The organism is Nonomuraea sp. NPDC003201 (genome assembly GCF_053590415.1).
Genome location: NZ_JBSFTC010000155.1, coordinates 1 through 25,548 on the forward strand (window position 1 = coordinate 1; position 25,548 = coordinate 25,548).

General features: G+C 72.1%; 14 protein-coding genes. 9 read left to right on the top strand and 5 right to left on the bottom strand.

The window, feature by feature from the left end; genetic code table 11:
* From ACWDX9_RS37725 to ACWDX9_RS37755, 7 genes are all read left to right on the top strand, one after another.
* The coding region (locus ACWDX9_RS37725; protein WP_449962847.1) for a non-ribosomal peptide synthetase at positions 1-1,549 on the top strand (1,549 nt) is incomplete at its 5' end.
* A 130-nt stretch (positions 1,550-1,679) separates the two neighbouring features.
* The gene (locus tag ACWDX9_RS37730; protein WP_449962850.1) at positions 1,680-7,964 is read left to right on the top strand and encodes an amino acid adenylation domain-containing protein; all 6,285 of its coding nucleotides are present in this window, start codon (positions 1,680-1,682) and stop codon (positions 7,962-7,964) included.
* The gene (locus ACWDX9_RS37735; RefSeq protein ID WP_449962852.1) at positions 7,961-13,408 is read left to right on the top strand and encodes an amino acid adenylation domain-containing protein; all 5,448 of its coding nucleotides are present in this window, start codon (positions 7,961-7,963) and stop codon (positions 13,406-13,408) included. The genes ACWDX9_RS37730 and ACWDX9_RS37735 overlap by 4 nt, the downstream gene beginning before the upstream one ends.
* Positions 13,405-14,472: a saccharopine dehydrogenase NADP-binding domain-containing protein gene (locus ACWDX9_RS37740; RefSeq protein ID WP_449962855.1), complete on the top strand. Its 1,068-nt coding sequence runs from the start codon at positions 13,405-13,407 to the stop codon at positions 14,470-14,472. Before ACWDX9_RS37735 ends, ACWDX9_RS37740 begins: the two co-directional genes overlap by 4 nt.
* A complete protein-coding gene (locus ACWDX9_RS37745; protein ID WP_449962858.1) occupies positions 14,469-15,503 on the top strand; it encodes a Gfo/Idh/MocA family oxidoreductase in 1,035 nt (344 codons plus the stop codon). The genes ACWDX9_RS37740 and ACWDX9_RS37745 overlap by 4 nt, the downstream gene beginning before the upstream one ends.
* Positions 15,500-16,243, top strand: a complete 744-nt coding sequence (locus tag ACWDX9_RS37750; RefSeq protein WP_449962861.1) for a thioesterase II family protein — start codon at positions 15,500-15,502, stop codon at positions 16,241-16,243. The genes ACWDX9_RS37745 and ACWDX9_RS37750 overlap by 4 nt, the downstream gene beginning before the upstream one ends.
* Positions 16,244-16,254: 11 nt before the next feature.
* A complete protein-coding gene (locus ACWDX9_RS37755) occupies positions 16,255-17,229 on the top strand; it encodes a methyltransferase (protein ID WP_363979409.1) in 975 nt (324 codons plus the stop codon).
* Positions 17,230-17,291: 62 nt separating this feature from the next.
* Here the strand turns inward: ACWDX9_RS37755 and ACWDX9_RS37760 are convergent, their stop codons facing one another.
* From ACWDX9_RS37760 to ACWDX9_RS37780, 5 genes are all read right to left on the bottom strand, one after another.
* Entirely contained in the window at positions 17,292-19,796 is a 2,505-nt protein-coding gene (locus ACWDX9_RS37760; RefSeq protein WP_449962864.1) for a PEP/pyruvate-binding domain-containing protein, read from the bottom strand.
* Between the two features lie 219 nt (positions 19,797-20,015).
* Positions 20,016-20,651: a response regulator gene (locus ACWDX9_RS37765; protein WP_185067987.1), complete on the bottom strand. Its 636-nt coding sequence runs from the start codon at positions 20,649-20,651 to the stop codon at positions 20,016-20,018.
* A 3-nt stretch (positions 20,652-20,654) separates the two neighbouring features.
* A complete protein-coding gene (locus ACWDX9_RS37770) occupies positions 20,655-21,956 on the bottom strand; it encodes a sensor histidine kinase (RefSeq protein ID WP_449962866.1) in 1,302 nt (433 codons plus the stop codon).
* On the bottom strand, positions 21,953-22,675 hold the full coding sequence (locus ACWDX9_RS37775) for an ABC transporter permease (protein ID WP_357744017.1): 723 nt from the start codon (positions 22,673-22,675) through the stop codon (positions 21,953-21,955). Before ACWDX9_RS37775 ends, ACWDX9_RS37770 begins: the two co-directional genes overlap by 4 nt.
* On the bottom strand, positions 22,672-23,388 hold the full coding sequence (locus tag ACWDX9_RS37780; RefSeq protein ID WP_449899499.1) for an ABC transporter ATP-binding protein: 717 nt from the start codon (positions 23,386-23,388) through the stop codon (positions 22,672-22,674). Before ACWDX9_RS37780 ends, ACWDX9_RS37775 begins: the two co-directional genes overlap by 4 nt.
* 161 nt (positions 23,389-23,549) lie before the next feature.
* On the opposite strand from ACWDX9_RS37780, the gene ACWDX9_RS37785 reads away from it, so the two are divergent.
* Positions 23,550-24,395: an ABC transporter ATP-binding protein gene (locus ACWDX9_RS37785; RefSeq protein ID WP_350728278.1), complete on the top strand. Its 846-nt coding sequence runs from the start codon at positions 23,550-23,552 to the stop codon at positions 24,393-24,395.
* Positions 24,396-24,403: 8 nt separating this feature from the next.
* Positions 24,404-25,243 (top strand): ABC transporter permease, encoded by an 840-nt coding sequence (locus ACWDX9_RS37790; RefSeq protein ID WP_449962868.1) that lies wholly within the window; start codon positions 24,404-24,406, stop codon positions 25,241-25,243.
* The last annotated feature ends 305 nt before the right edge of the window (positions 25,244-25,548 follow it).

Consider the following 25,548-nt stretch of genomic DNA (forward strand, 5'->3'; position numbering starts at 1 on the left):
GGCCGCCGTCGGCGTGTGGCTCGCCGGGGCGGCGTACCTGCCGCTCGAACCCGACCACCCCCAGCAGCGGCTCGACTACCAGCTCGACGACGCGGGCGCCGCCGTGGTCCTCGCGGGCGAGGGGATCGTCGTCTCCGGCGACCGTACGGTCCTGCCGCTCGTGCCCGTCGACTCGGTGACGCCGGTCTCCGGCACGGTGACGGCGTTCAGCAGCGTCAGGCCGGAGGACTGCGCGTACCTCATCTACACCAGCGGCTCCACCGGGCTCCCCAAGGGCACGCTGATCGACCACTACAGCCTCGCCAACCTGATCGCGCACTTCGCGCACCAGCTGGCCGTGAGCGCGGAGGACACCGTGCTCTGGCTGACCACGTTCAGCTTCGACATCTCCGCTCTGGAGCTGTTCCTGCCCCTGACGACGGGCGCGCGGCTGGCCGTCGCGCCGGACGACGCCCGCACCCAGGGCGAACCCCTCGCGGAGGCGCTGCGGCGCTACGAGGTCACCGTCGCCCAGGCCACGCCGACCACCTGGCGCCTGGTCATCGACCAGGTGGCCGGGCAGCTGGCCGGCCGCCGCGTGCTCTGCGGCGGCGAGCCGATGCCCGCCGTCCTGGCCAAACGGCTGTCCGCGACCGGGTGCGAGCTCTACAACGTGTACGGCCCCACGGAGACCACGATCTGGTCCACCTCCGGCCGCATCGACCCGGCTGCCGGCCGCGTCGATGTGGGCGTGCCCATCGCGAACACCAAGGTGTACGTCTCCGCCCCCGACGGCCGCCCGCTGCCGATCGGGACCCGGGGCGAGCTCTGCATCGCCGGCGACGGGGTGGCCATCGGCTACCACAACCGCCCGGAGCTGACCGCCGAGCGGTTCGGCGAGCACCCCCAGTACGGCCGGTCCTACCGCACGGGCGACCTGGCCCAGTGGACGTCCGACGGCCGGCTGGAGATCCTCGGCAGGCTCGACCGCCAGATCAAACTGCGCGGCAACCGGATCGAGCTCGCCGAGGTCGAGGGGGTGCTGCTGACCCACCCGGACGTCAGGGCCGCCGCGGTCGTGGTCGTCGGCGACCCCAGCGCCGACGCCGTCCTGTGGGCCTTCGTGGTGGCTCCGGAGCGCCCCGAGGTCACCTCGGAGCTGTGGGAGCACGCCAGCGCCTCCCTCCCGTACGCCGCGACCCCCCAGGAGTACGTGACCGTGGACGCGTTCCCGATGACGGGCAACGACAAGGTCGACTACCCCGCCCTCCGCCGCCTGGCCACGGAGCTGCGCGACGCCGAGAACAGCGTGGAGGAGGAACTCCCGTCCGAGAGCGGGGACGAGCTGGTCGACTCCCTGGTGGCGCTCTGGAAGGTCATGCTCAACCGCACCGATCTCGGCCCCAACAGCCACTTCTTCGCGCTCGGCGGGCACTCGCTGCTGGCGGTCAAGCTGCTGCAGGAGATCAAGCGGGAGACCCAGATCCGGCTCAAGCTCAAGGACATCTTCGAGGAGCCGACGCCGGCCGGCCTCGCCCGGAGGCTGCAGGCGGCCAACGCGAACCTCTGACGAACCCGCGGCCGGGTCCGCACCCGGCCGCGGGCGTGATGCAGGCACTACTCGATAGGCGGGTTCTCTCGTGTCGGACAAAGCCGTCGTTCCCCATGCCCCTTCCACCTCTCCGCCGACCCTCGACTCGATGCGCGCCGACATCGCGGGCCAGCTCGACCTCGACCCCTCGGCGGTCACCGACCACGCCGACCTGATCAGCCTGGGGCTCGACTCGCTCCGCGCGATGCGGCTGGCCGGGCGGTGGCGGCGCGCCGGGGCCGGCATCGCTTTCAGCGAGCTGGCGACGGAGTTCACGCTCGCGGCCTGGTGGTCGCTGGTCAGCTCGCGACTGTCGCCGCCCGTGGAGGTCCCCGCGCCGGAGCCGGTCGTGGACGAGGCGGCGCCGTTCCCGCTCACTCCGGTCCAGCTGGCGTACTGGATCGGGCGCGGCGACGGGCAGGTCATCGGCGGTGTCGGTTGCCACGCGTACCTGGAGTTCGACGGCTCCGGCATCGACCCGGCGCGGCTGGAGCGGGCCGTACGCGCGCTGATCGACCGGCACGGCATGCTGCGCGCGATCTTCCACGACGACGGCACCCAGCAGATCACGGACACCAGCCCCTGGCCCGGCCTGACCGTGCACGACCTGACGGAGCTCGGGGAGGAGGCCGCCGAGGCCGTCAGGGGACGGCTGTCGCACCGCCGTTTCGACGCCTCCAGGGGCGAGGTCTTCGACGTGCGGCTGTCGCTGCTGCCGGGCGGCCGCTCCAGGGTGCACTTCGAGGTGGACTTCCTGGTCGCCGACGTGCTCGGGCTGCAGATCCTGCTGCGGGACCTGGCCATGCTCTACCTGGACCCGGACCGGCCGCTCCCCGAGCTGGCCTGCTCGTTCCCCCGATATCTCGCGGCCCGCGACGCCGAACGCGCGGCGCGGCGCGTACGGGACCAGGAGTACTGGCGCGGCCGCCTGGACGAGCTCCCCGGCGCGCCCCAGCTGCCCCTCGCCGTGGAGCCCGGCCGGATCGCCCGGCCCCGGTTCGTCCGGCGCGAGAGGTGGCTGTCCCTCGACTCGTGGCGGCGGATCCAGGAGCAGGCCCGCGCGTACGGGCTGACCCCCGCCATGGTGCTGGCCACCGCCTACGCCGAGGTGCTCGCCGCGTGGAGCGGCGAACCGCGCTTCCTCCTCAACCTGCCGCTGTTCGACCGGGACGAGACCGTGCATCCGGACGTGGCCCACCTGGTCGCGGACTTCACCAACCTGATCCTGGTGGCCGCCGACCTGTCCGAGGCGCAGCCGTTCGCCGAGCGCGCCAGAACCCTGCAGGCCCGCTTCCGCGCCGACGCGCGCCACACGGGGTACTCCGGCGTCGAAGTGCTCCGCGACCTCGCCCGCGGCGGCGAGCACACCGGGGCTCCGGTGGTGTTCGCCTGCAACCTGGGCACCGAACTGATCGTCCCGGAGGTACGCGAGGCCTTCGGCGCTCCCGGCTGGATGATCACGCAGACGCCGCAGGTGTGGCTCGATCACCAGATCAACGAGTACGACCACGGGCTGCATCTGGCGTGGGACGCGGTGGAGGAGTTGTTCGCGCCGGGTGTGTTGGATGCGATGTTCGCCGCCTACGGGGAGCTGTTGGAGTGGTTGGCGGAGGGGGATTGGTCGGTTGCTGCTCCGGTGGGGTTGCCTGCTGGGCAGGTGGTGGTGCGGGAGCGGGTGAACGCTACTTCGGGGCCGGTGCCGGAAGGCGTTTTGCACGAGAGGTTCTTCGGGTGGGCCAGCCGTGAGCCGGATCGTGTGGCGTTGATCGCTGATGGCCGGGTGGTGTCGTATGGAGCGCTGGCGGATCAGGCGTTGCAGGTGGCGGGGTATCTGCAGGCGGCTGGGGTCGTGACGGGCGATGCGGTGGGGGTGGTGCTGCCGAAGGGGCCCGATCAGATCGCGGCGGTGTTGGGTGTTCTTGCCGCTGGTGGGGTGTATGTCCCGGTGGGGGTGGATCAGCCGGTCGCCCGGCGGGAGCGGATCCTGTCGCGGGCGGGTGCGTGCCATGTCCTGACTGGTCTGCCCGAGGCGGCGCAGGGGCTGGCTGAGCCGGTGATGGTCGCGCCGGATATGTCGGCATACGTGATTTTCACGTCGGGGTCGACGGGCGAGCCGAAGGGGGTGGAGGTCTCTCATCGGGCGGCGTTGAACACGATCGAGGACATCAACCAGCGTTTCGGCGTGGACCGCGACGATCGGGTCCTCGCGGTCTCGGCGTTGGACTTCGACCTGTCGGTGTATGACATCTTCGGCCTGCTGTCCGTGGGCGGCGCGCTGGTACTGCCCGAAGAGAGCGAACGGCGCGATGCCCAACGCTGGGCGGAGCTGTGCGCCGCACACGGGGTGACGATCTGGAACACCGTCCCGACCTTGCTCGACATGCTCCTGCACACCACGGCTCCGAGTTTGCGGCTGGCGTTGGTGTCGGGTGACTGGGTGGGCCTGGACCTGCACGCGCGGCTGGCCGCTCAGAGCGAGTGCCGGTTGGTGGCGTTGGGTGGGGCGACGGAGGCGGCGATCTGGTCGAACGCGTGGGAGGTGGACCGGGTCCCGGCGCATTGGACGTCGATTCCTTACGGGTTGCCGCTGCGTAATCAGCGCTACCGGGTGGTGGACGGGCGCGGCCGGGACTGCCCAGACTGGGTGGCAGGGGAGTTGTGGATCGGCGGCGCCGGGGTAGCGGTCGGTTACCGGGGTGATCCGGAGACGACGTCGGCCAAGTTCGTCGAGAGCGGGGGTGAGCGGTGGTATCGGACCGGGGATCTGGGCCGGTACTGGCCGGACGGGACGCTGGAGTTCCTGGGACGGGCCGATCACCAGGTCAAGATCCGGGGGCATCGGATCGAGCTTGGGGAGATCGAGGCAGCCCTGGAGGCATCTTCGCAGGTGGCCCGCGCCGTGGCGGTCGCGGTGGGGGATCGGCGGCAGCGCCGGTTGGCCGCTTTCGTCACCCCTGAGGACGTCGATCTGGACAAGCTGCGTTCGTTCCTGTCCGATCGGCTGCCCGGCTACGCCGTCCCACCGACGATCGCCGCGCTGGACCGGCTGCCGCTGACCGCCAACGGCAAGATCGACAGAAGTGCACTCACCGCCCTGATCGGCGAGGCAGCGGAGAGCATCGTCCAGGAGCCGCCCGTAGGACCGGCCGAGACCGTGCTCGCCAAGATCTGGGCCGACCTGCTCGAACTCCCGGCCGTACAGCGCACGGACAGCTTCTTCGCTCTCGGTGGCGACTCCCTGCTCGCCACCCGCATGATCGCGCGCCTGCGTGCGGAAGGCGTCGCCGACGCCAGGCTGAGCCTGCTGTTCGAGACTCCCGTGCTGGCGGACTTCGCGGCCACCTTCACCGTGGGGGAGGCGGTTGCGCCCGCTCCCGTGCTGGTCCCGGACATCGAGCACCGGCACGACCCGTTCCCGCCCACCGAGGTGCAGCGGGCCTACTGGCTCGGCCGGGCCGAGCACTTCACGCTCGGCGGCGTGGGCTGCCACTTCTACACCGAGTTCGACGGCGACATCGACCTCGAACGGCTGGAAACGGCCTGGAACCTGCTGATCGAGCGGCACGAGATGCTGCGCGCGGTCTTCGACCAGGACGGGCTCCAGCACATCCTGCCCGAGGTGCCGCGCTTCGCCGTCGCCGCCGTCGACAGCGTCGAGCAGTTGCGCGAGCAGATGTCGCACCAGGTGCTGGACGTGTCCAGCTGGCCGCTGTTCGACGCGCGGGCCGCCCGCCACGACGGCGGGGTACGGCTCGGCGTCAGCTTCGACAACATCATCGTCGACGCGCTCAGCATGATGGTCTTCTTCGCCGAACTCGACCAGCTCTACCACGACCCCGAGACCGCCCTGCCGCCGATCGAGGTGTCGTTCCGCGACTACGTGCTCGCGCAGGAGCCCGATCCCGCGGTCTTCGAGACGGCCAAGGAATACTGGGCCGGCCGGCTGCCCGAACTGCCACCCGCCCCGAGGCTGCCGCTGCGCGTGGACCCGGCGATGATCGACCGGCCCCGGTTCGCCCGCCGCGAGCTCCGGATACCGGCCGAGCGGTGGCGTACGATCACGGATCTGGCCAGGCGGCACGAGCTGACCCCCGCCACCGTGCTGGCCGCCGCCTTCGGCGAGGTCCTGGGCAGGTGGAGCGGCCAGGAGGCGCTGACGCTCAACCTCACGCTGTTCGACAGGCGGGAGGTCCACCCCGACATCCACCGCGTGCTCGGCGACTTCACCTCCCTCCTCCTCGCCGGCTACCGGTCGGGAGCCGGCTGGCTGGGCGGGGCGCGCGGGCTGCAGGAAGAGGTGTGGCGCGGGCTCGAACACGGCGAGGTGTCGGCGGTCTGGGTGATGCGGGAGCTGGCCAGGCGGAGCGACTCGATCGAGATGACCATGCCGGTCGTGTTCACCAGCACGCTCGGCGTCGCCGGCGGCGGCGCGTTCGGCCCCTCCTTCGCCGAGCAGGTCTGGGGCGTGTCGCAGACCCCGCAGGTCTGGCTGGACAGCCAGGTGGGGGAGATCGAGGGCGACCTGCTGGTCCGGTGGGACGCGGTGGAGGAGCTGTTCGCGCCGGGTGCGCTGGACGCGATGTTCGCCGCCTACGGGGAGCTGTTGGAGTGGCTGGCGGAGGGGGATTGGTCGGTTGCTGCTCCGGTGGGGTTGCCTGCTGGGCAGGTGGTGGTGCGGGAGCGGGTGAACGCCACTTCGGGTCCGTTGCCGGAGGGTGTGTTGCACGAGGGGTTCTTCGGGTGGGCCGCCCGTGAGCCGGATCGGGCGGCGTTGATCGCTGACGGTCAGGTGGTGTCGTATGGCGCGCTGGCGGATCAGGCGTTGCAGGTGGCGGGGCATCTGCGGGCGGCTGGGGTCGCAACGGGCGATGCGGTGGGGGTGGTGCTGCCGAAGGGACCGGACCAGGTCGCGGCTGTCTTGGGTGTCCTTGCCGCTGGTGGGGTGTATGTCCCGGTGGGGGTGGATCAGCCGGTCGCCCGGCGGGAGCGGATCCTGTCGCGGGCGGGTGCGTGCCATGTCCTGACTGGTCTGCCCGAGGCGGCGCAGGGGCTGGCTGAGCCGGTGATGGTCGCGCCGGATATGTCGGCATACGTGATCTTTACGTCGGGGTCGACCGGAGAGCCGAAGGGAGTGGAGGTCTCTCATCGGGCGGCACTCAACACGATCGAGGACATCAACCAGCGTTTCGGCGTAGGTCCGGACGATCGGGTCCTGGCGGTCTCGGCGCTGGACTTCGACCTGTCCGTCTTCGACATCTTCGGCCTGCTGTCGGCAGGCGGTGCGCTCGTCCTGCCGCAGGAGGAGGAGCGGCGGGATGCGCAGGCTTGGGCCCGATTGTGCGCCGCGCACGGGGTGACGATCTGGAACACCGTCCCGACCTTGCTCGACATGCTCCTGCACACGACAGCTCCGAGTTTGCGGCTGGCGTTGGTGTCGGGTGACTGGGTGGGGCTGGACCTGCATGCGCGGCTGGCGGCCCAAGGTGAGTGCCGGTTGGTGGCGTTGGGCGGCGCGACGGAAGCGGCGATCTGGTCGAACGCGTGGGAGGTGGATCAGGTCCCGGCACATTGGACGTCGATTCCTTACGGGTTGCCGCTGCGTAATCAGCGCTACCGGGTGGTGGACGGGCGTGGCCGGGACTGTCCGGACTGGGTGGCGGGGGAGTTGTGGATCGGCGGTGCCGGCATCGCCATCGGTTATCGGGGAGATCCGGAGACGACGTCGGCCAAGTTCGTCGAGAGCGGCGGCGAGCGTTGGTATCGGACCGGGGACCTGGGCCGGTACTGGCCGGACGGGACGCTGGAGTTCCTGGGACGAGCCGATCACCAGGTCAAGATCCGGGGGCATCGGATCGAGCTTGGGGAGATCGAGGCAGCCCTGGAGGCGTCTCCGCAGGTGGCCCGTGCGGTGGCAGTCGCGGTGGGAGATCGGCGGCAGCGCCGGTTGGCCGCTTTCGTCACCCCTGAGGACGTCGATCTCGACAAATTGCGTTCGTTCCTGTCCGATCGGCTGCCCGGCTACGCCGTCCCGCCGACGATCACCGTACTGGATCGGCTGCCGCTGACCGCCAACGGCAAGATCGACAGGGGTGCTCTGTCCACCCGGCTGGAACCTCTGCCGGATGACGACCCCCCACGCCCGGGCACGGAGGCGCTGCTCGCCGAGCTGTGGGCCGAGCTGCTGGAGATCCCGTCGCCAGGCCGGGGCCAGAGCTTCTTCGCTCTCGGTGGCGACTCCCTGCTCGCCACCCGTTTCGCCGAGATCGTACGGCGGCGGCTCGGCGTGGAGCTGTCCCTGCGCCGCTTCTTCGCCACTCCCACCATCGCCGACTGCGCCGAGGCGATCGGCCTGACGGCGGATGACACCCAAGAGACGGAAGAGGGCGTGCTGTGACCCAGGCACCGGCCGTACACGAACTCATCGCCGACATGGAGGCCGCGGGGATCCGGCTGTGGGAGGACGACGGCAGCCTCCGCTTCCGGGCGCCCAAGGGAGCGCTGACCGAGGACCGGCGGGCGGCGCTGATCGGCGCGAAGCCCGAGATCATCGCGCACCTGCGCCGCGAGTCCGAGGCCGAGACGGTCCGGCCCGAGCCCGAACGCCGCCTCGACCCCTTCCCGCTGACCGACGTCCAGCAGGCTTACCTGCTCGGCCGCAACGACGCGTTCGGCTACGGCGGAGTCGCCTGCCACGGCTACGTCGAGGTCTCCTTCCCCCGGCTCGACCCGGAACGGGTGCAGGCCGCGTGGCGCGCCCTGATCGCCCGCCACGACATGCTCCGCGCCGTGATCCACCCCGACGGTCACCAGCAGGTGCTCGCCGAGGTCCCCGGTTACGAGGTCCGCGTGACGGACCTGCGCGGCACCGATCCGGAGGAGCGGCTCGCCGCCGTCCGCGAGGAGATGGCGAACACGGTCTATCCGGCGGGCAGCTGGCCCCTGTTCGAGCTGCGGATCTCGCTCACCGATCGCGGAGCCCTCCTGCACGCCTCGATCGACCTGCTCATCGCCGACTACGTCAGCATCCAGCTGCTGCTCGGCGAGCTGCACCTGCTGCACGAGAACCCCGACGCCGACCTGCCACCCGTCCCGGTCAGCTTCCGCGACTGCCTGCTGGCCCTGCGCGCTCAGCGCGAGAGCGCCCGTTACGACCGGGATCGCGCCTACTGGTGGGAACGGATGGACGACCTGCCGCCCGCGCCCGAACTGCCCGCGCTCGACCAGGCCGCCGTGGACGCCCGGTTCGGGCGGTGGGAGAGCAGGGTGGAGCCGGCGGAATGGGCGCGGTTACGCACCCGGGCCGCCGCGGCCGGCATCACGCCGTCGCAGGCCGTGCTGGCCGCCTACGCCGAGGTCATCGGGAGGTGGAGCCGGCGGCCCAGGTTCACGCTCAACCTGACGCTGCTCGACCGCCCGCCGCTGCACCCGTACATCGACCGGGTCGTCGGCGACTTCACCACGCTCAACCTGCTCGCCGTCGACACCACGCCCGGCCGGTCCTTCGCCGAGCGCGCCCACGCCATCGGCCGGCAGCTCTTCGCCGACATGGAGCACCGCCGCTGCGGCGGCATCGAGGTCATTCGCGAGCTGGCCCGCCGGCGCGGCCGGGACGCCGCGCTGATGCCGGTGGTGTTCACCAGCGCCATCGGCCTCGGCCGTGACGACGCCGAGCACGGCACGCCGGAGTACGGCATCAGCCAGACGCCCCAGGTGTGGATCGACTGCCAGGTCAAGGAGCACCGCGACGCGCTGCTGGTCAACTGGGACGTGCGCGCGGGGGTGTTCCCCGAAGGGCTCGTGGACGACATGTTCGCCGCGTTCACCGCGCTCCTGCACGGCCTGTCCTCGGACGAGGCCTGGTCGTCGGAGGACCCCGTCGAACTGCCCGGAGCGCAGGCGCGCCGCCGCGCCCTCGTCAACGCCACCGCCGCGCCGCTCCCGGACGGGCTGCTGCACGAGGAGGTCGTGGCCCAGGCACGCCGCACACCGGAACGAACCGCCGTCGTCACGGGCGCCGGCTCGATCACGTACGGCGAGTTGCTGGGCCGGGCCGCCGGGGTGGCGCGGGCGCTGCGCGAGGTGGGGCACCAGCCCGGCGAGATCGTCGCCGTGGTCATGGACAAGGGGGTCGAGCAGGTCGTGGCCGTGCTCGGCACGCTGCTGGCCGGCGGCGCCTACCTGCCCGTCGACACCGGGCAGCCACCGGCGAGGCGCGACCGCATCCTCGCCGACGCCTCGGCCCGCCTGGTGCTCACGCAGTCCTGGCACGCCGAGCACGACTGGATCGCCGTCGACACCCTCCCGCCGACCCACGCCGAGCACGACTGGATCGCCGGCCACGCCTTCTCGCTGGCCCACGCCGGGGACGGCGTCCGGCGGCATCCTGACGATCTGGCCTATGTCATCTACACCTCCGGCTCGACGGGCGTGCCCAAGGGCGTGATGATCAGCCATCGGGCCGCCCGCAACACCATCGACGACATCAGCGCCCGCTTCGGCGTCGGCCCGGACGACCGCGTGCTCGGGCTGGCCGGCCTGGGGTTCGACCTGTCGGTCTACGACATCTTCGGACCGCTCGCCGTCGGGGCGGCCCTCGTGCTGCCGGACCCGTCACGCCGGGGCGACCCGGCCCACTGGGCCGAGCTCACCGCCGGGCACGGGGTCACCGTGTGGAACTCGGTGCCCGCGCAGCTCCAGATGCTCCAGCACTACCTGGACGCGGAGCCCGCGGTGGCGCTGCCCACGCTGAGGCTGGCGATGCTGTCGGGCGACTGGATCCCGGTGGCGCTGCCCGGCCAGATCCGCCGCCGCGTGCCGGGACTGGACGTGATCAGCCTGGGCGGGGCCACGGAGGCCGCGATCTGGTCCATCTACCACCCCGTCGGCGACGCGCTGCCCGGCTGGGTGAGCGTCCCGTACGGCAAGCCGCTGGCCAACCAGACCTTCCACGTGCTCGACGCCGCCATGCGACCCTGCCCCGACTGGGTGCCGGGAGAGCTGTTCATCGGCGGCTCCGGCGTGGCGATCGGCTACCTCGGCGATGAGGGCAGGACCGCCGAGCGCTTCGTGTGCCACGGCGGCGAGCGCCTCTATCGCACCGGCGACCTCGGCCGCTACCGGCCTGACGGCAACATCGAGTTCCTCGGCAGGGAGGACTCGCAGGTCAAGATCCGCGGCCATCGGATCGAGCTGGCCGAGGTGGAGACCGCGCTGCAGGCACACCCCGCGGTCGCGGCCGGGACCGTGATCGTGGACGGCGACCGCGCGCTGGAACGCCGCCTGATCGCCTTCGCTCAGGCCGCCGCCTGCAAGGACAACGGCGCACCGGACGCGGAGGCTGAGGGTGGCGGGCTCGATGTCGCGGGTGTGGCCGAGGTGGCGGCGGTCGCGGCCCTGGAGGGCGTCGATCTGGCCCGCGTCGTGGCGGTGGCCGAGACGCTCGACGAGATCGCGCTCGCGTCGATGGCGGCGGCGCTCCGTACGGGCGGCCTGTTCACCACCGCGGACGGCCACGCGCTCGAGGAGATCCTGGCCGCCGCGCGGGTCGCGCCGGACCACCACCGGCTCGTCCGGCGCTGGCTCACGGCGCTGCACGAGCGCGGCCGGCTCGACCGCGACCCCGACGGGCGGTACCGGAACCTGCGCGGGGACACCGGCGTGGAGCCGCTGTGGCGCCGGGTCGGGATCCTGACCGAGGGGCTCGACTACGGGGCCGAGCTGGTCAGGTTCCTGCGGGTCAGCACCACGCACCTGCCCGAGCTGATGCGCGGCGAGCTCGACGCCCGCGAGCTGCTGTTCCCCGAGGGTGACGTGGGGACGGCCGAGGGCGCGTACAAGGACAACGTGCTCAGCCGGTACGTCAACCGCATCGTGCGCGCGGTGGTCGGCCGCGTGGCCGAGCACCACACCGGCGGGCCGCTGCGCGTCCTGGAAGCGGGCGCGGGCGTGGGCGGCACCAGCGCCGAGCTGATCCCGGAGCTGGCCGGACACCAGGTCGAGTACGTCTTCACCGACCTGTCGCGGTTCTTCCTCACCCAGGCCGCCGAACGGTTCGCGGACCACCCGTGGGTGCGGTACGGCCTGTTTGACATCAACGCCGACTACCGCGCCCAGGGCTACGAGCCGAACTCCTTCGAGGTCATCCTCTGCGCCAACGTCCTGCACAACTCCCACGACGCCGCCGCCGTGCTGGCCAGGTTCCGCGAGCTGCTGGTGCCCGGCGGGTGGCTGGTGTTCATCGAGACCACCCGCGAGCACGTCCAGATCATGAGCTCGATGGAGTTCCTGATGAACCCGCACGACTACGCCGACGTGCGGCAGGGCCGCGACCGGACGTTCGTCACCCGTGACGAGTGGCTGGACCTGCTGCGCGGGGCAGGCGCCCGTACCCTCGCCTGCCTGCCCGGGCCGGGCGACCCGCTGGTGTCCCTCGGGCAGTGCGTCTTCGCGGCCCGCTTCCCCGACGACCGTGAGCGGATCGACCTGGCGGAGCTGCGGGCGTTCCTCGCCGAGCGGCTGCCCGACTACATGCTCCCGGCCCACGTCCAGGTGGTCGACGAGCTGCCGCTGACGGACAACGGCAAGATCGACCGGGCGCGGCTGCGTACCCTCCTGCCCAGCACGGCCGGTGAGAGCGCGGCCGGCGGCGAGGAGCCGCGCGACGACCTCGAACGGCGGCTGGCCGCCCTCTGGGCCGAGCTGCTCGGGCTCCCGCGCGTCCACCGCGACCAGGACTTCTTCGCGCTGGGCGGCGACTCCCTGCTGGTCACCCGCCTGGCCGGGCGGGTGCGCGAGGAGCTGGAAGAGGCGAGCGGCTTCTACTGGGACAGCCTGGTCCGCCAGCTCGTCAACCAGCCGACCGTCGCCGCGCTGGCCGCCCACCTCCGCCAGGCCCGCGACGACCGCGAGCAGGGGCTGCCGAGAACGCACGCCAGCCCGCTGGTACGCCTGTCCGGGGACGGGACGAAGGGCGGTTCGGTGCGGGTGCTGCTGCACGACGGCACCGGCACCCTGACCCCGTACCGGGCGCTCGTCCCCGAGCTCTCCGGGACGCCGCTGCTCGGCCTCGTGATCAACGACGCGGAACGCTACCTGGAGCTGGACCCCGCGCAAACGGTGGAATCGCTGGCCGGATCGTACGCGCGGCTCCTGATCGAGGGGGGCGCGGCCGGCTACCACATCGTGGGTTACTGCATGGGCGGCCTCATCGCCACCGAGGTCGCCCGCAGGCTCACCGAGAGCGGCGCGGTCGTCGACGGGCTCACCGTCATCAGCAGCTCCCGCTTCCCCTACCGGATCAGTGACGAGCTCATGCTGGAGTACGGATTCGCGCAGGCCTGCGGCCTGGACCCGGCGCGGCTCGGCCACCCCGCCGGGGACCTCGCCGGGGCTCTGAGGGTCGTGCTGGAGTCGTCGCCCGGACACGTGCCCGAGGGCAGCCTGGCCGCGCTCGCCGGCAGCGCGGATCCCGGCCTCGCGCAGATCGGCCGCCACTTCGCCGAACTGGCCGCCACCTCACCCACGGACCGGCTGGCCGCCGTCGCCCGCGCCCTCGGCCATCCGCAGGAGCGGGTGGAGCTGGCCTACCGGGTCTTCCGGCAGAGCTTCACGGCCGTCACCCACTACGACCCGGAGCCGTACGCGGGCGACATCACGTTCCTCCGCCAGCGCGGCGTCACCAACCTCGTGCCGACGTTGCAGGACGACATGACGGACTTCTGGCAGAACCTCTGCCTGGGCCGGCTCACCGCGCTCGACATCGAGGGCGACCACTTCAGCTGCCTCAGCGGGCCGTACGCGGCCGACGTGGCGAAGCTGGTGACCGAGGTGACCGCGTGATCGGCGTGCTCGGCGGCTACGGCGCGGTCGGCGGCACCGCGGCCCGCCTGCTCGCCGATCACCCGGGGCTGCGCGTGGGCGGGCGGGACGGGGCGGCGGCCCGGCGGTTCGTCGAAGCGGAGCTGGGCGGGCACGGCGAGGCGTGGCAGGTGGACGCGCTCGACGCGGCCGAGCTCGCCCGCTTCTGCGCGGGCTGCCAGGTCGTCGTGAACTGCGCGGGCCCCTCCTACCTCCTGCGGGACCGGGTGGCGCGGGCCGCGTTCGCCGCCGGGGCCGACTACGTGGACGCCGCCGGTGACGCCGCCGCCTTCGCCCAGGCCGATGCGGGCACGCAGGGACGTACGGCGGTGCTGTCGGCGGGAATGCTCCCCGGCCTCACCGGACTCGTACCCCGCCACCTGGCCGCCCTCGCCTCCCCGAACGCCGGGCTTCGGCTGGACGTCTACACCGGCGGGCTGGACCGGCTCACTCCCGCCGCCGCCGGTGACTTCCTGCTGGCCGGCCAGGAGGAGCGGGGCGCCGCGCTGGCCGCGTGGCGCGACGGCGCCAGGGTCGCCCGCGCCCTGACCCCCGTCCACGACGTCCAGCTCCCCTACTTCCCAGGGCCGGTCACCGCCTACCCCTACCTGAGCGCCGAGGCGGAGCGGGTGGCCGGGGAGCTCGGGCTGGCGGAGGCCCGCTGGTACAACGTCATCACCGGCGACGGCGTCCTCGCCGCCGCGAGCACCGCCGGCCGGGCCGCGGACCTGACGCGCGCGGCCGAGCTCGAACTGGCCGGGCGCACCCCGTACTATGTCCTGCTCTTCCAGCTCAGCGGCCCGCACGGCACCCGCACCCTGGCACTGCGCACCCACGACTCCTACGCGCTCACCGCCGCGGTCGCCGCGCACGCGGCCATGGCGGTGCTCCGCGGCGAGGTGGCGGCGGGGCTCCACCAGGCCGACGCCGTGCTCGACCCGGCCCGGGTGCTGGCGGACCTGGAGCCCGTGGCGAAGATCGAGATCACCGAGGCGGTGGCGCCGATCGACCTGGTCGCGCCGGTGTTCGAGGAGGGCGCGCTGTGAAGCGGGTGGTGGTGTGCGGGACCAAGTTCGGCCAGGTCTACCTCTCCGCGCTGCGGGACGGCCCTTTCGAGCTGACCGGCGTCCTCGCCCGCGGCAGCGCCCGATCCGCCGCGTACGCCGAGGAGCACGGGGTTCCGCTGCTCACGGACCCCGACCAGGTGCCCGAGCTCGCGGACCTGGCCTGCGTGGTCGTACGGTCGGGCGTCGTCGGGGGAGAGGGCAGCGAGCTGGCCGGCGCCCTGCTGGCCCGCGGCGTGCACGTGCTGCAGGAGCATCCGCTGCACGCCGACGAGCTGGCCCGCTGCCTGCGCACCGCCCGGGCCGCCTCCGCCGTGCACCACGTGAACACCCTGTACGTCCACCTTGACCCGGTACGCCGGTTCATCGAGACCGCCCGCCGCCTGTTCGAGCTCCAGCGGCCCCTCTACGTGGACGCCGCCTGCAGCGTCCACGTCGCCTACGCCCTGTTCGACATCCTCGGCCGGGCCCTGGGCGCGTTACGCCCGTGGACGTTCACCGCCACGGCCCCCGGCACACCGTTCACCTGCCTCACCGGAACCGTCGGCGGCGTGCCGCTGACCCTCCGGGTGCAGAACCAGATCGCCCCCAACGACCCCGACGCCCACCTGCACCTGCTCCACCGCGTCACCGTGGGGACGGAGGGCGGCAGCCTCACCCTCGTCAACACGCACGGCCCGCTCGTGTGGAGCCCCCGCATGTACGTCGGCCGCGACGCCGACGACCGCTTCGACACCGGCGCGGACCACCTGCGCCTGCCCAGCGCCACCACCATCGGACCGGCGCACGCGCCCACCTTCCACGACATCGTCACCTCCGTGTGGCCCGACGGCGTCCGGCGGGCGCTGTCGGAGCTGCGCCAGGACGTCGAGGAAGGGCGGGATCCGCTGCGCCAGGGCCAGTACCACCTGACGCTCAGCCGCCTCTGGCTCGACGCCACCGCCGCGATCGGCCGGCCCGAACTGCTGGTCCAGACGGCACCACGACCCCTGTCCGCCGCGGAGCTCACATGAACTGGTTCCACTGTTACCGGCCCAGGCCGTACGCCGGGCTGCGGCTGTTCTGCTTCCCGCACGCGGGCGGCTCCGCGAGCTTCTACCGGAGCTGGCACGGGGACGCGCCGCACTCCGTCGAGGTACGCGCCGTGCAGTACCCGGGACACGGCGATCACCGCGCCGCCCCGCTCGTGGACGACGCCGTCCACCTCGCCAAGCTCGTCACCGACGCCATGGCGCCGCTGCTCGACCGGCCGGTGGCGCTGTTCGGGCACAGCATGGGGGCGCTGATCGCGTACGAGGTGGCCCGCGCGCTGGAGGCCAGGGGCAGGGGCGTGACGCACCTGTTCGCCTCCGGCCGGCACGCCCCTCACGAGCACCGCCCCGGCGACACGCACGCCCGCTCCGACGACGAGCTGGTGGACGAGCTGGTCCGGCTCGGCGGCGTGGACCGGGAGCTCATGGACGATCCGGACATCCGCGCGCTGACCCTGCCCGCCGTACGCAACGACTACCGGGTCGACGAGACCTACCGGCACCGGCCGGGCGGCGTGCTCGCCTGCCCCGTCACCGCGCTGCTCGGGAGCGACGACCCCGAGGTGACCGCCGCGCAGGCGGCGCGATGGGGCGAGCTCACCAGGGACCGATTCGCCGTCCGCGTGATGGAGGGCGACCACTTCTACCTCGTGCCGCGGCAGGGCGACGTCATCGCGGAGCTGTCCCGCGCCGTCGCCACCGCGTGGCCGTCCACACCCTGAGGAAGGATTCGATGGAGCAGGATCTGATGCGCATCCTCACCGGAGGATGGGTGGCGCAGGCGACCTTCGCCGCGGTGCGCCTGGGCGTCGCGGACGCTCTCGACGGGCGGCGCCTGGCCCCCGAGGAGATCGCCGAGGAGGTCGGCGCGCACCCGGACGCGCTGCACCGCCTGCTACGGCTGCTGGCCGGCGTGGGCCTGGCCGACGCCGACGCCGACAACAGGTACGGACTGACCCCGATGGGGGCGCAGCTGCGCGGCGACGCGCTGGGCCCGCTGGCCACCCTCTACGGCGAGGACTATTTCGCCTCCGCCTGGGACGGCCTGGCACACGCGGTCCGCACCGGCGAGCCGGCGTTCGAGCACGTCCACGGCGAACCCGTCTTCGCGCACCTGGCCGGCGACCCGGGCAAGGCGGCCGTCTTCAACCGGGGAATGGCGGCGGGCGCCTCGTTCTTCCGCGGCGTCCCCGACGCCTACGACTTCTCCGGCGCGCGCCGGGTGGTCGACCTGGCCGGCGGCACCGGCGCCCTGCTGGCCACGGTCCTGCGGAGCAGCCCCGCGGCGCGCGGCGTGCTGTTCGACGTGCCGGACGTGGTCGAGGCCGCGCCCGCGCACCTGGCGCGGATGGGCGTGCTGGACAGGTGCGAGCTGGTCGGCGGCGACCTGTTCGACGCCGTGCCGGAGGGCGGCGACGTCTACGTGCTCTCGCGCATCCTGCACGACTGGGACGACGAGCGCTGCGCCGTCCTGCTGGCCAACTGCGCCAAGGCGATGGAGCCGGGGGCCGAGCTGCTCGTCGTCGAACGCGTCGTCGGCCAGGACTCGTACCTGCCGCTCGCGTACGACCTGCACATGATGGTGATGACCGGGGGACGGGAGCGCACCGAGGCGGAGTACCGCGCGCTCCTGGAGGAGGCCGACCTGACCCCCGGCAGGCTGCTCGACCTGCCGCTCGGGATGCGGCTGCTCACCGCCACCCGCTGAAACCGGGCCGAACACCACGAAGGCGCCGGGCTCCTGGAGAGCCCGGCGCCTTCCGCGTGGCCTCAGCTCAGGACGAGCGCCTCCTCCCGCTCCCGCGCCGACTCGCCGATCACCTCGACGCTGCCCTTGCTGCCGTCGACGCGGATCCGGTCGCCGTCCCGCACCAGCATCGTGGCGTTCCTGGTCCCGACGACGGCGGGGATCCCCAGCTCACGGGCGACGATCGCGGCGTGCGACAGGGGAGCGCCGACGTCGGTGACGACCGCCGCCGCGCGCGGGAAGAGCAGCGTCCAGCCCACGTTCGTCACGGTCGTCACGAGGATCTCGCCCTCGCCCAGCCGGTCGCCCTCCGCCACCGACGCCAGCACCCGGGCGGTCCCCTCGACCACGCCGGCCGCGCCGGGGAAGCCGCTGATGGTCTGCGAGGGGGGCGCCGCCGTGTCCTCGGCGTCGAACACGTCGCCGCGCCGGTGCGGGTCCGCGGCCCACCGCTCGGGGTCGAACCGGCCGCGGATGATGCCCGGGTACGGCGGCAGCGCCTTGTACAGCTCGTACGTGGCCCGCCGCCTGGCGACGTACGACAGCGGCCGGTTCCAGCCGCGCAGCACGCCCAGGATCTCCTCGACCGTCAGGAAGAACAGATCGTCGCCCTGCCCGGTCACCTCGCCGGCACGCAGGACGAAGTCGCGCACCATCCAGAAGCCGCGCATCATCTCCGACCGCGTCTCCTCGCGGGAGCGGACGATCGCCTCCCAGCGGTCGATCTGGCGGCGGAACTTCTCGGCCTGTCTCGGGTGACGCTCGCGGAAGCGCCGCCAGGCCGCCGCGCTCGCCGCCTCCTGGCGTTCGAGCAGCTTGGTGGGGTCGACCGTGAGGCCGGCGAGCTGCTCGTCGATCCACGCCGGGTCCTCCACCGGCCGGGCGGCCGAGACCTCGAACTCGTCCGGGCAGCGGTGCCCGTACCTGCGGACGTACTCCTCGCGGGAGATCTCGCCGCGCTTGAGCCGGGCCAGCCCGAGCAGCGGGCCGAGGCTCTCCAGCCGGCCGTCCCGGGCCTGGATGCCGGACATCAGCACGGTGGCGTCCGCCTCTCCGACCAGCTTCGTCAGCCGGGCGCCGAGGTAGACCAGCGAGCCGGCGTCCTGGCGGGCCGCGGCGGCCAGCATGCGGTTGCACTCGTCGAACCTGGGCTCGATCTCGCTCTGCCAGAGCGCGACCAGGTCGTCGCTCTCGGCGATCATGGCGCGGAGCTCCTCCGTGCGGCGGGGCGCGTCCGCTATGTACTCGGGGATCCGCGCTACGAGCTTCTGGATCTCGCGCCGGCCGCCCGCCATCGGCCTGGCCGCCCTGAGGGTCTGCCAGCGCGACATCGGCAGCAGCGGGGTCCCCACTCCCTCCGGCAGCCTGCCGTAGATCGGCTCCTGGGAGTCCTTGATCTTCTTGGTCATGCCGAGCGCCTTGCCGAGGGAGGCGGTCAGGCTCATGTTCATGTAGACGCGGCCGCCGATGTTCCCGCAGATGGGGTGGCCGCCGAGGTCGCCGACGACCATGATCTCGGCGATGAACGCCTGCACGAGCGACCAGGTGCATGGCGTCATGACGCTGGGGATGGCCTCGCCCAGGTTGCCGTTGGTCCACAGGTAGTCGCCCTGGAGCGAGTCGTTCCACACCTCGCGCTGGCCGGTGATCGGCCTGGCCTGGAGGATGTGCGGGCGCCCGTCGTGCAGGGCCCACTCGATGTCCATCGCGCGGCCGTACAGCTCCTCGATCGCCAGGCCCAACTCGGCCAGCCGGGTCGCCTGCGCCGAGGTCAGGACCGGCTCGTCGCGCCTGGCGGGCGGGACGGGCTCCTCCCGGGTGCCGTCCGGGGTGCGCACGGTCATGACGGCCTTGGACGCGATCCGCTCCTCGACGACCGTGAGGCCGGCGCGGTCGACGGTGATCGTGTCGGGCGTGACGAGGCCGCCGACGACCGCCTCGCCCAGCCCCCATGCGGCGTTGATGGTCAGCCGGTCGTGGGGGGAGACCCGGTCCTCGGTGAACAGCACGCCCGCCGCGTCGGCGGGCACCAGCTCCTGGACGACGACGGCGATGGCCACCTGGTCCCGAGGGATGTCGTGGCGGTCGCGGTAGGCGATCGCCCGGTCGGTCCAGAGCGAGGCCCAGCAGCGCCTGACCGCGTCAAGGAGCTGTTCGGCGCCGCGGATGTTGAGATAGCTGTCCTGCTGCCCGGCGAACGACATCCCCGGCAGGTCCTCCGCGGTCGCCGACGACCTGACGGCCACCGCGGCGTCCTCGCCCAGCGCGGCGTACGAGGCCAGAATGTCCTCGGCGATCTCCGGCGGGATCTCGCACCCGGCGAACAGCGCCTGGATCTCCTCGGCGTCCCCGGACAGGATCGCCTCGCGCAGACCATGGCGGGCCACGAAGTCGCGGTAGGCATCGGTGGTGACGTGGAAACCCGCCGGCACGGGCAGCCGGGCCCTGGCCAGGCGCGCCAGGGACTCCCCCTTGCCGCCGACGATCTCCAGCTCGGCCCTCGGGTCGGCCAGGGCAAGCGTGTTCATGAGCTCATCTCCAAATCCTTCCGGACGATCTTCAGGAACCGATTCGGCGGCACGCGAAAGAATTCATCAGGGGAAAAGGAAATGCGGTGGCCATGTTTGACACACCGCTTGACTCGTCGCGTCCGGGGCGGGAAAGGTGCCCTCGGGTAGAGATGGAACGGCCGCCTGTTCCACGGTACGAAGCGCCCGCAGGGGCGGCACACCCCTAGGTGCCCTTAATCAGCTGTCGGCGCCCGGCCTGAGCAGGCCCGTCTCGTAGGCGGCGGCGACGGCGGCCGCACGGTCGTTGACCTCGAGCTTGGCGAAGATGTGCAGCAGGTGCGTCTTCACGGTGGCCTCGGTGATGAACAGCCGCTTGGCCACGTCGCGGTTGGTGGCGCCCCGGGAGATGAGCGACAGGACCTCCAGCTCGCGGCGGCTGAGAGGCTGCTGGCGCGGCGCGCGCAACTTCTGCGTCAGCACGCCGGCCACCGAGGGGGACAGCACGGTCTCGCCGCGCGCCGCCGCCTGCACGGCGCGGCGCAGTTCGGCGCGCGGGGTGTCCTTGAGCAGGTAGCCGGTCGCCCCCTCCTCGATGGCCGGCAGCACGTCCACGTCGTCGTCGAACGTGGTCAGCACGAGCACGCGGACGTCGGGCGCCTGCTCGCGCAGCCGGCGGATGAGCTCCGCGCCCTTCATCCTCGGCATGCGCAGGTCGGTGAGCACGACGTCGGGATTGGTGCGCTCCACCACGGCCAGCGCCTCGAACCCGTCACCCGCCTCCCCGACCACCTCGAACTCGTCGTCGGTGAAGATTCCGCGCAGCCCGTCGCGGACGACCGGATGATCGTCCACGATGATCAGCCGAATCGGCATGTCTCACCCGGCGTTTCTGGATCGGTCGGATGGCTCGAGGCCCGTTTCGGCGGGTATGGCGGGGACGGCGGCGGAGATGCCGGTGCCCTCGCCGGGGGCCGACTCGATCTGGAAGTCGCCCGCAAGCCTGGTCACGCGCTGGCGCATGGACAGGAGGCCGAAACCGCCCGCCTCGGAGGCGGGCGCGGCCGGCAGGCCCGGTGCCTCGGGGGCGAAACCGGCTCCGTCGTCGCGTACGTCCAGCACCACGACATCTTCCATGTACGACAGAGTGAGGGCAACTCGTCCGGCGGAAGCGTGCTTGGCGACATTCGCCAGCGCCTCCTGCGCCACCCGCAGCAGGGTGATCTCCACCTCCGCGTGCAGCGGCCGGGCCTCGCCCGTGACCTCCAGGGACGAGGCCACGCCGCTGGCCTGCGACCATTTGCCGGAGACGTCCTGGAGCGCGGCCGGCAGCTGCGACTCGGCCAGCGGCGCGGGGCGCAGGGCCTGCACCGACCGGCGGGCCTCCTTCAGGCTGTCCCTGGCCAGCATGCGAACCGTGTCAAGGCGGGCACGAGCCGCCCTGACGTCGTCGAGCGCCTCCTCGGCGGCCTCCACCTGGGTGACGATGGCGGCCAGACCCTGCGCGATCGTGTCGTGGATCTCCCTGGCCAGCCGCTGCCGCTCCCCGACCACTCCGGCCTCGCGGGCCCTGGTCAGCAGCTGGGCCTGCAGGTTCGCGTTCTCGGCCGCGAGGGCGGCCAGCCGCGCGCCGGTCTCCTGGAGCTGCGCGATCATCACCCTGCGGCTCTCGTTCTGGTCGGAGATGGTCTGGACGACCAGGCCGACCGCTGAGGCGACCAGCGCGGCCACCAGGAACGAGAAGAGCATCTGGCCCGGGCTCCGCCCGGCCTCCGGCCGCATCGACACCAGCACCCCCGCGGTCGCGACCACCCCGGCGTAGGCCCACCAGCGGGGCAGCAGCACGAAGGACTGGATGAACACCGCCGGACCGGCCACCGTGAACACCGAGTCGATGCTGACCAGCGCCCCGATGGCGGCGAGCAGGACGGCGAAGTAGACGAGCGCGACGAGGCGGTGCCTGATCCACTCCGGGTGCGCGCCGACCATGAACCAGTGCCAGGCCATCGCGAACAGCGCCAGGACCAGCGTGTCCGGCCGCCAGTTCTGCAGCAGGGAGAAGCCGGCCGGAAGCAGGATGAACAGGTAGGGCAGATAGGGCCAGACCCGGTCCCATCGTGAAGGGCCGGGGCCGGTGGAGGTGACCACCGGCCCCGGCCCTTCACGGTCGACGCTGCTCACCACCGGAAGGCCTTGATGGCGACGCCGCCGGCCACGAGGCAGATCGCGAGCATGACGGCCAGCGAGATCGGGGACATCGCCTGGCCCTCCCAGCCGGCGCGGATGGCCTGGACGGCGGGTGCCATGGGGGTCAGGTCACCGATCGCCCGCATCGAACCGCCCATGCTCTCGCGGGGGATGATGGCGCCGGAGATGAAGACCATCGGGAAGAACAGGCTCAGCCCGATCACGGTCGCGCCGCGGCCGGAGGGGACCACGGCGCCGAGCAGGAAGCCGATGGCGCTGAGGCTCAGCGCGGCGAGGAGCCACGCCACGACCACGCCGCCCACGTTGGCGGGGGCCGACGCGCCGTAGACGAAGAAGCCGATGGCCACCAGCAGCGCCGTGCCGAACACGGCCAGCAGCATGTGAGCGACCCACTGGGCGCCGAACAGCATGCCGGGCGAGGCCGGCGTGGCCCGCAGCCGCTTCAGCACCAGGCGCTCCCGGTACTGGGCGACCGTGGCCGGCAGGATGACCAGCGCGGCCATGCCGATGACGAACGTGGTCAGCATCGGCACGTTGGCGTCCGCCAGCGACAGCCCGCTGGGAAGGGACCCGCCGTTGCGCAGCTTGACCCAGAGCATGATCGCGGGGAAGGCCAGCGCGAAGAACGCCGACATGGGGTCCCGTGCGATCAGCTTGAGCTCGACCGCGATGACCTGAGTGATGCCTCTCATGCCGCCTGCCCTCCCGTCAGAGCGAAGTACGCGTCCTCGAGCGATTCGGTACGGCCCTGGGCCTTCAGCTCGCCCGGGGTGCCGTGGGTGATGACGCGGCCCTGGTCGATGATCGCCATGCGGTCGCACAGCGCCTGGGCCTCGTCCATGAAGTGGGTGACCAGCACGACGGTCACCCCGCGGTCGCGGATCTCGCGGACCAGGCCCCACGTCATGCGGCGGGCCGAGGGGTCCAGGCCGGTGGTGAGCTCGTCGAGGAAGACGACCTCCGGGTTGCCGACCAGGGCCAGCGCGATGAACAGGCGCTGCTTCCAGCCGCCCGACAGGCTCCTGAAGCTGGAGCGCTGCCGCTCGGTCAGCCCCCACTCGTCCATGAGCGCCCTCCAGTCGGCGGGCTTCTCGTAGAAAGAGGCGTACATCTTCAGCGCCTCGCCCACCTTGAGCGCGTCCGGCAGCGCCGCCTCCTGCAGCTGAACGCCGACACGCGGAAGGAGCCGGCGCCGGTCGGTCTGCGGGTCGAGGCCCAGCACGCGCAGCACACCGCCGTCGCGCTGCCGCAGGCCCGCCATGCACTCCACGGTCGTGGTCTTGCCGGCGCCGTTGGGGCCGGCGATCCCGAAGACCTCGCCCTTTTCCACCTTCAGGGATACGCTCTCGAGAACCTGCTTGCCTCGGTAGCTCTTACTCATGCCCTCGATTTCGATGACTGTCATGTTTACAGAATCATCGGTGGCCGCGACTTCCGACATCCTCCGAACGGTTGATAGGGGGTCAGCTCCTTGATTTGGGGTCCGACCTGCGGCTTAGACGTTTGACCAGGTGAAACCCTAAATAGGGGTGTCGGTGGCGGAGCCGATCCCCAACCCTGATGGGTATGAGCGATACAGCGGTGCGGGTACGTGAGCTGCGTAAGCGATATGGCGACGTGGTCGCCATTGACGGCGTCGACCTGGACATCGCCAGGGGTGAGGTGTTCGCGCTCCTCGGCCCCAACGGCGCAGGCAAGACGACCACTGTTGAGATCCTCGAAGGGCACCGCCGCCGCGACGCCGGCGACATCAGCGTGCTCGGCGAGGACCCCGGCCAGGCCGGCCGGGCCTGGCGCGCCAGACTCGGCATCGTGCTGCAGTCGGCCACCGACGCCGCGGAGATGACCGTCCGGGAGATGGTGCACCACTACGCCACCTACTACCCGAGCCCGCGCGACCCCGACCACGTGATCGAGCTCGTCGGGCTCACCGGCAAGGCCGACGTGCGCACCCGCCACCTCTCCGGCGGCCAGCGGCGCAGGGTCGACGTGGCGCTCGGCGTCGTGGGCAATCCCGAGCTGGTCTTCCTGGACGAGCCCACCACGGGGTTCGACCCCGTGGCGCGCCGCCAGTTCTGGGACCTGATCTCGCAGCTGGCCGACGAGGGCACCACCATCCTGCTGACCACGCACTACCTGGACGAGGCCGAGGCGCTGGCCGACCGGGTGGGAGTGATCGTGGGGGGCAAGGTCGTCGCGCTGGGGGAGCCGGCCACGCTGGCCGGCCGCGCGCAGGCGATGGCCACCGTCAGCTGGGCCGGCCCGGACGGGGAGCGCAGCGTGAAGACGGCGACGCCCACGCAGGTCGTCGCCGAGCTGGGCCGCCAGTTCGAGGGGGAGATCCCGGAGCTGGCCGTGACCCGGCCGACCCTCGAAGACATCTACCTCGGCCTGATCGGAGACCAGCCGTGACAACCACGATGTCGAGACCGACGACTCGCATCCCCGCCGCGAGCTCGGTGAGCCTGCCCGGCGCCTGGGGCCTGGCGCTCAAGCGCGGCGGGCTGGAGCTCAGGAGCTTCTTCCGCACCAAGAGCCAGTTCATCGTCATCTTCTCGCTCCCGGCGATCATGCTGATGCTGCTCGGCGCGATGCAGATCAACAAGCCGGCCATCGCCGGGATCACGGGCGCCCAGATCCTCACGGCCGGCATGATCGGCGCCGGCGTGATGGGCACGTCCTTCCAGAACCTGGGCATCAACATCGCCCTGGAACGCCATGACGGGACCCTGAAGAGGCTCTACGGCATGCCGCTGCCGCGGATGGCGTATTTCGGCGGGAAGGTCATCCAGGTCCTGGTGTGCATGGTCGCCGAGGTGGCCATATTGGTCACGGTGGGAGCGTTGCTGTTCGGCATCCAGGTGCCCACGTCTCTCGACCGGTGGCTGACGTTCACCTGGGTGCTGCTGCTCGGCGGTACGGCCTGCGCGCTCCTGGGCATCGCGGCCGGCAGCCTGCCGAAGTCGACGCGCGGGGCCAACGCGGTGATCACGCTGCCGTTCCTCATCGTGCAGTTCTGCTCCGGCGTCTTCATGCCCTTCTCCGACGTGCCGGGCATTCTCCAGTTCTTCGCGTCGCTGTTCCCACTCAAGTGGATCACCCAGGGCATGCGCTCGGTGTTCCTGCCGGAACACGCGGCGGCGCTGGAGCCCTCCGGCTCGTGGCAGCTCCCGATGACCGCCCTCGTGCTCGGCGCCTGGTGCGTCGGCGCGCTGCTGCTGTGCCTGAAGACGTTCCGCTGGACGGCCAAGGACAGCTGACCTCGAATCCTCGTGACGGTGGCGGGTCGTCTGAACGCCACCGTCAATCGCATGCCCGGCCTCTGTGCCGGGCTTTGGCGTCGGTGGGTCCTCACGCGCCGCCGGAGCCGTTCACGCGCCTCGCGGTCGCGGGGAGAGGAGGGCGCGCGACACGCCCGGTACCCGGCCGGAGGTACGGAATCGGGCGCGGCAGGAGTGGGCCGCGCCGTCCGGCCGGGTCAGGCCTTGACGGGCTGGGCGGCGGGGCGCCTGGAGTGCCCCTGGTCGGCCGAGCCGGCCATTGGAGCGTTGCAGGTCACCGTGCG

Excerpts from the sequence above, each read along its gene's own strand:
- ACWDX9_RS37765 (WP_185067987.1), bottom strand. The coding sequence starts at position 20,651 with ATGCCGATTCGGCTGATCATCGTGGACGATCATCCGGTCGTCCGCGAC.
- ACWDX9_RS37750 (WP_449962861.1), top strand. The coding sequence starts at position 15,500 with ATGAACTGGTTCCACTGTTACCGGCCCAGGCCGTACGCCGGGCTGCGG.
- ACWDX9_RS37760 (WP_449962864.1), bottom strand. The coding sequence starts at position 19,796 with ATGAACACGCTTGCCCTGGCCGACCCGAGGGCCGAGCTGGAGATCGTC.
- ACWDX9_RS37780 (WP_449899499.1), bottom strand. The coding sequence starts at position 23,388 with ATGACAGTCATCGAAATCGAGGGCATGAGTAAGAGCTACCGAGGCAAG.
- ACWDX9_RS37730 (WP_449962850.1), top strand. The coding sequence starts at position 1,680 with ATGCGCGCCGACATCGCGGGCCAGCTCGACCTCGACCCCTCGGCGGTC.
- ACWDX9_RS37785 (WP_350728278.1), top strand. The coding sequence starts at position 23,550 with ATGAGCGATACAGCGGTGCGGGTACGTGAGCTGCGTAAGCGATATGGC.
- ACWDX9_RS37755 (WP_363979409.1), top strand. The coding sequence starts at position 16,255 with ATGGAGCAGGATCTGATGCGCATCCTCACCGGAGGATGGGTGGCGCAG.
- ACWDX9_RS37790 (WP_449962868.1), top strand. The coding sequence starts at position 24,404 with ATGTCGAGACCGACGACTCGCATCCCCGCCGCGAGCTCGGTGAGCCTG.
- ACWDX9_RS37775 (WP_357744017.1), bottom strand. The coding sequence starts at position 22,675 with ATGAGAGGCATCACTCAGGTCATCGCGGTCGAGCTCAAGCTGATCGCA.